5 protein-coding genes and 1 pseudogene are annotated in these 5,238 nt (G+C 60.4%); all 6 read right to left on the reverse strand.

Annotated elements, in window-relative coordinates:
• Window positions 1-743, reverse strand: a 743-nt coding sequence (locus EOA75_RS28155; protein ID WP_127325700.1) for an HlyD family efflux transporter periplasmic adaptor subunit, incomplete at its 3' end; no start/stop codon positions are given.
• Between the two features lie 2 nt (window positions 744-745).
• Window positions 746-1,099 (reverse strand): FtsX-like permease family protein, encoded by a 354-nt coding sequence (locus EOA75_RS28160; protein WP_127325701.1) that lies wholly within the window; start codon window positions 1,097-1,099, stop codon window positions 746-748.
• Window positions 1,038-3,110, reverse strand: coding sequence for an ABC transporter permease (locus EOA75_RS28165; protein ID WP_127325702.1), 2,073 nt, complete (start codon window positions 3,108-3,110; stop codon window positions 1,038-1,040). The genes EOA75_RS28160 and EOA75_RS28165 overlap by 62 nt, the downstream gene beginning before the upstream one ends.
• Window positions 3,104-3,786 (reverse strand): annotated as a pseudogene (locus tag EOA75_RS28170) (ABC transporter ATP-binding protein). Before EOA75_RS28170 ends, EOA75_RS28165 begins: the two are co-directional and overlap by 7 nt.
• Window positions 3,787-3,898: 112 nt before the next feature.
• Window positions 3,899-4,084, reverse strand: coding sequence for a hypothetical protein (locus EOA75_RS28175; RefSeq protein ID WP_127325703.1), 186 nt, complete (start codon window positions 4,082-4,084; stop codon window positions 3,899-3,901).
• A 67-nt stretch (window positions 4,085-4,151) separates the two neighbouring features.
• Window positions 4,152-5,238, reverse strand: a 1,087-nt coding sequence (groEL, locus tag EOA75_RS28180; RefSeq protein ID WP_127325704.1) for a chaperonin GroEL, incomplete at its 5' end; no start/stop codon positions are given.

Raw genomic sequence — 5,238 nt, forward strand, 5'->3', positions numbered from 1 at the left:
GCATCAGTCGTCAAGACATCAACCGCGACTTCGAGGTCGCCCGGGTCGCCTAGCTCGATCAAGGGGGCGGCCTGCGAGACAACGCTCTCACTTTCCTGTTCGACCCTGATAACGCGTCCGTCGATGGGTGACACCACCGGGAAACTTTCGCCCGGGTCGAGATCACCAGTGGATTGCAATGCCGCTCGAGCCTGTTCCAGGATATGGGTGGCGGCATGCGAGCGGCGCTCGGCGGCATCCGCCTGCCGGGTTGCGGACTGAAACAGCGCTTCCTCTCTTTCCAATTGCGCTGCGGCCGCCACATTGCGCTGGGTAAGCTGCCGGGTGCGCTCGAGATCCGCGCTAGCCTGAGCCAGGAGAACCTTGGCCTGCTCGTGAAGCGCTTCAGCCTCTTCGAGTCCCGCCTCGGCGGCTCCCACTTGCGCCTCGAGTTCCTGCCGGACGCGTGTATCCAGCAAAGGAGAAACAGGCGGCGTGATGGTCGCCAGTTTTTGCCCGGTGTGTACGACATCGCCGGCCTTTAGCATCAGCCGCTGCACGCGACCCGATAAAGGCGCCGATATCAGATAGCGATCCCGCACGCGCGTGCGGCCGTCTTCTTCGATCGTGTCCTGAAACGTTGCCGCTACGACCTTGGCGGTCTCGACAAGAACCGGCTGCGGCATGAGAAGCCAATAGAGGCCAGATGCTGAGATCAACGCTACCGACAATCCTCCGGCGATCGGCGTTGTCCGGTGCTTCATGATTAGTCTCGAGTCTTCAGGACGGCCACCAGATCGAGCGTCTCGATCCTTCGGCGGATCATGATGAAACTGGCGAAAGCTGCCGCGATCACCAGGAGCGAGGCTATGACGTAGCTGCTCGGATCGATCACGGCAGGAATTTGAAACGACTGGCTCGCCCGCGCGGAGGGAATCAGCTCGATCAAGTACCGCCCGAGCAGCAGTCCCACGGGAATAGCCACGACAAGCTCGGCCGCAAGCTCGCTGATGATGACCGCCGACACTTCCCGTTGCGTCAGTCCGATGATGCGCAGGCTAGCAAGCTCCCAGGCGCGCTCCTGTAGTGCGATGCGCGCGCTGTCGTAGACAACTCCAATCGATAAGCATTCCGAATCCCGCCACGATCAATGCGCCGCTCAGCACCATTCCGTCAATTGTTTCGTTGAAGAGCGCCAACCAGAGAGCCTTGACTGAGCTTCCCTCGATCTTCGGCATGGACTTTATCCTGGACCAGACCAGACCGGTTTGAGCCGGGTCAATCCTGAGGATCGCGGCGTTTGCAACTGACCCCTCCTGCATCACGCGATTGAGCGCATCGCGGTCCATCGTTACCGATGATCCCAGAATGTCGTCAGAGATCCTGCGCACGGTGACTTCTCTTACCGGTCTGGGGCCTTCGAGCACCTCGAACGACACAGTCTCGCCGACGTGGAGATCGAGCTGGCTTGCGATCAGCCGGGTCAGCATGATGCCATCTGCCGGAATGGAGATTGGCTGCAGCACTTTGTCTCTTGGAATCTTGAGCTCGGACCCGGAATCGAGGCCGATGGCCGACGTGCGATAGTTCCGGTACCCTGCACGCAATCTGACAGGAACGACTCTTTGGACTTCAGCTTTCAGCACCCCGGAGAGCGCCATCAACTCGTAGAGCGCATCCGCGGAAACCGGTCCGGTAAAGGTGAGAAAGGCGTCGCCGCGCTCGATCCGGCTGAAGCTGACATCGATCATGTAATCGATGGCATCAAACCAACAGAGCCCGAACAGGATAAGCGGAATGGCAAAGGCGATGCCGATGGTCGATAAGAGCGTCCTAATCGGCCTGCCCAGCGTTGTCCGGGCCGCAATGACATACTGCAGCGGTATGAGGCGGCTCCCTATCGTCTGGAGCCACGCGAATGTCTGCAGCGCCGGCGGCGTTGCGGGTCTCATCGCTTCGGCGGGTGGAAGCACACCTATTCGATACACGGATGTCGCAGCAGCAAGGTTCGCGGCGACGACGCTGACCAGCGTCGCAACAATGAGAAGCCACGGCTCGACCTGCGCCTCCAGTGACGGAAACTGGAAGAAGGCGCGATAGCTTCCCACGACTCCAATTGCGAACCAGCGCCCCAGGCCGAGGCCTATTGCCGATCCCAGCAACGCAATGGCCGTGACCAACTTGAAGTAATGAAGCGCAATGGTGCGGTTTGCAAAACCCAGCGCTTTGAGTGATGCGATCTGGCCTCGTTGCGCCTCGACCAGTCTGCCGATGACAACGTTTAGCAGGAATGCCGCAATGCCGAAGAAGACCGACGGCATGAAGATGCTCAAGGTTTCCTGCTCCGCCAACTCGTCCTCAAGAAAGCGATGCGACGGCTGATCGTTGCGATCGTAGGCTCCCGTGCCGCCGTAGGGAGCAAGCAGGCGGTCTACCTCATCCAGGACATGCATTGTGCCTGCCGTCGGGGCCAGCGCCATCGCCACGTCGTTGAACGCGCCTTTCATGTCGAATGCACTGGCCACCGCATCCTCGGCGGCCCACAGCACGACGAAGTTCCGATCGTCGGGAAGCGGCACCGCGCTCCGGGTGGCAAAGACGAACTCAGGCGACAGGGCGGAACCCACGACGCGAAAACCCTGCAGCCGCCCGTTGAGGACCACATCAATCGATTCTCCCATTCGCACCGCACGCGCCTCGGCGTAGGCGGCGTTGATGACGACTTCTTCCGGATGCGGGGGGTCGGGCCAGCGCCCTTGCAGCAGATGGAGACGATTGAGCAAAGGCTGGCCTGTGGCCGGCAGTGAGATGACGCGTCCCGAGATCGGCAGGTTCGTGTCCTTGCGTATTATCCGCACCGGCTTCGCGATCCGCGGCTCGACGATGCCGATCCCGTCAATCTCACGCAGTCGGTCTGCGATGACCAACGGCGCGCGCGTCATGCCGGCAAAGAGGTCGGCGAAGCGTTCGTTGCGGTGGTGGCTCTCCATGGCGCCCACAAGCGCCCGGTAATTCGACACCGACATGACGAAGACGGCCACGCCAGCGGCGACAAGCATAGCGATGCTGAGAACCTGAAGCCGCATCGACCAGAGATCGCGCAGTACCTTGATGTCGAGGACGTTCACCATTGCACGTCCTCGGCGGGGATGCGGTTCGGATTCGGTTCTTCCTTGACGATGCGCCCGCCACTAAGTCGCAAGACGCGGTCAGCCATTCCAGCGATTGCCGAGCTGTGAGTGATCACAACGGTCGTCGTGCCGAGTTCCGCGTTCACCTTGGCGATGGCTGCAAGAACCAACCGGCCGGTGTCCACGTCGAGCGCTGCTGCTCTCCGCCCGACAACTGCGATGGGAAGTGGCGTGCGCGATGCGTCAATCCGACGAGCTCGAGCGCTTCCTTGGGGTCCATAGGATCGCCGGCGATTTGTGCAATCAGCCGTACGTTCTCCCCAACGCTGAGGCTTGGTATCAAATTGTAGAACTGGAAGACGAAGCCGACATGCTCGCGCCTGTATGTCGTTAGCTCTTCGTCGCCGGCTCCCGTCAGCTGGTGATCCCGCCACTTTGCCGAGCCTGACGTTGGAGCGTCCAATCCGCCAAGGATGTTGAGAAGGGTCGACTTGCCCGAACCGGAAGGCCCGAGAAGAACGATGAACTCGGCTTGCCGAATATCGACATCGACGTCCTTCAGCTCTGTCACTCGTGAGTCGCCCGAGCCATAGACTTTGCTCAGTCCTCGGGCTACGAACACCGGGCCCCGCGGCAGTGCCGTGGAGGTTTCCGCCTGTCGCTCGCGGGCTTGCATGCGTGCCTCCGATCCGCCAACGCAATAGCGCTGACATAGCGTGGGAAGAGTCCGCTGGGCGGAGCGAAATGACTTCGTTCTTCCGGGTCTGCGCTTGCCTTGATTTCACACACTAGGCGGGCGCAATGTCGCGATCGAAGGGATAGAAGTGGACCGCCTTTAATTTGACCGGCGTGTCATGGCCCTCGATAAGCACCTTAACCCACTGATCCCCCAGATCATCTTCCCAAGTGTCGATAACGCGACATCTGACGGCCAGATCCATGCCGACCTCGATCGTGTCCGTTCTCTTTGCCATCGCTCACTCCTGTTCTGTTGGTGTGACTCTGCCTATCGGTTCTGTTTTTCAGCGTCATTCGTGCGGACTACATCGACATTTCCGGTTCAAGCGCGCACTCCTTGGCCGGCTCCGGAATCTCGGTCATGGTCGCTTCCGTGAGGAGCAGGACACTGGCGACTGAGACGGCATTCTCGAGCGCGATCCGCAACACCTTGGTAGGATCGATGATGCCCGCCTCCACCAGGTCGACATATTCCTTGCGGCCGGCGTCGAAGCCGAAATTTCCCTTGCCTTCGGTCATCCTCGCGACGACGACCCCACCGTCGACAGCCGAATTCTCGGCAATCTGGCGCACGGGCATTTCCAGCGCGCGCTTGAGAATCTGAACGCCGGTGCGCTCGTCACGTTCGCAACGCGCTTCTTCCTCCGTGACCGCGCCGATGCAGCGCAGCAGGGCAAGGCCACCACCGGGCACGATACCCTCCGCAACAGCAGCCTTGGTGGCGCTGATGGCATCATCAAGCGCTTCCTTCTTGGACTTCATTTCGGCCTCGGTCGGCGCGCCGACCTTGATGACGGCCACGCCGGCCGCGAGCTTGGCAAGCCGCTCCTGAAGCTTCTCTCGATCATAGTCGCTGGTGGTATCGCTGATCTCTCGGCGGATTTGCTCGACGCGAGCCTTGATGGCCTTCTGGTCGCCGTTGCCACCGATGATCGTGGTATTGTCCTTGTCGACAACCACACGCTTGGCACGCCCCAACTGCGCCATCGTCACGTTTTCGAGCTTGAGGCCGATGTCTTCCGAAATGACCTGTCCTCCCGTCAGGATGGCAATGTCCTGCAGCATGGCCTTGCGACGGTCGCCAAAGCCCGGCGCCTTCACGGCGCAGTTCTTGAAGGTGCCGCGGATCTGGTTGACGATGAGAGTAGCCAATGTTTCTCCCTCCACATCCTCCGCGATCACAAGCAAAGGCGAACCTGATTTCGCCACGGCCTCCAGCAGTTTGATGAGGTCGTTTAGCGAGGAGATCTTCTTCTCGACGATGAGCACGAGTGCTTCTTCCAGCACCGCTTCCATCTTCCCGGTCTCGGTCACAAAGTAGGGGGAAAGGAAGCCACGGTCGAATTGCATGCCTTCAACAACATCGAGGACTGTTTCGGTTGTCTTGGAT

Origin of the sequence: Mesorhizobium sp. M1A.F.Ca.IN.022.07.1.1 (assembly GCF_003997575.1) — a bacterium.
GTDB lineage: Bacteria > Pseudomonadota > Alphaproteobacteria > Rhizobiales > Rhizobiaceae > Mesorhizobium.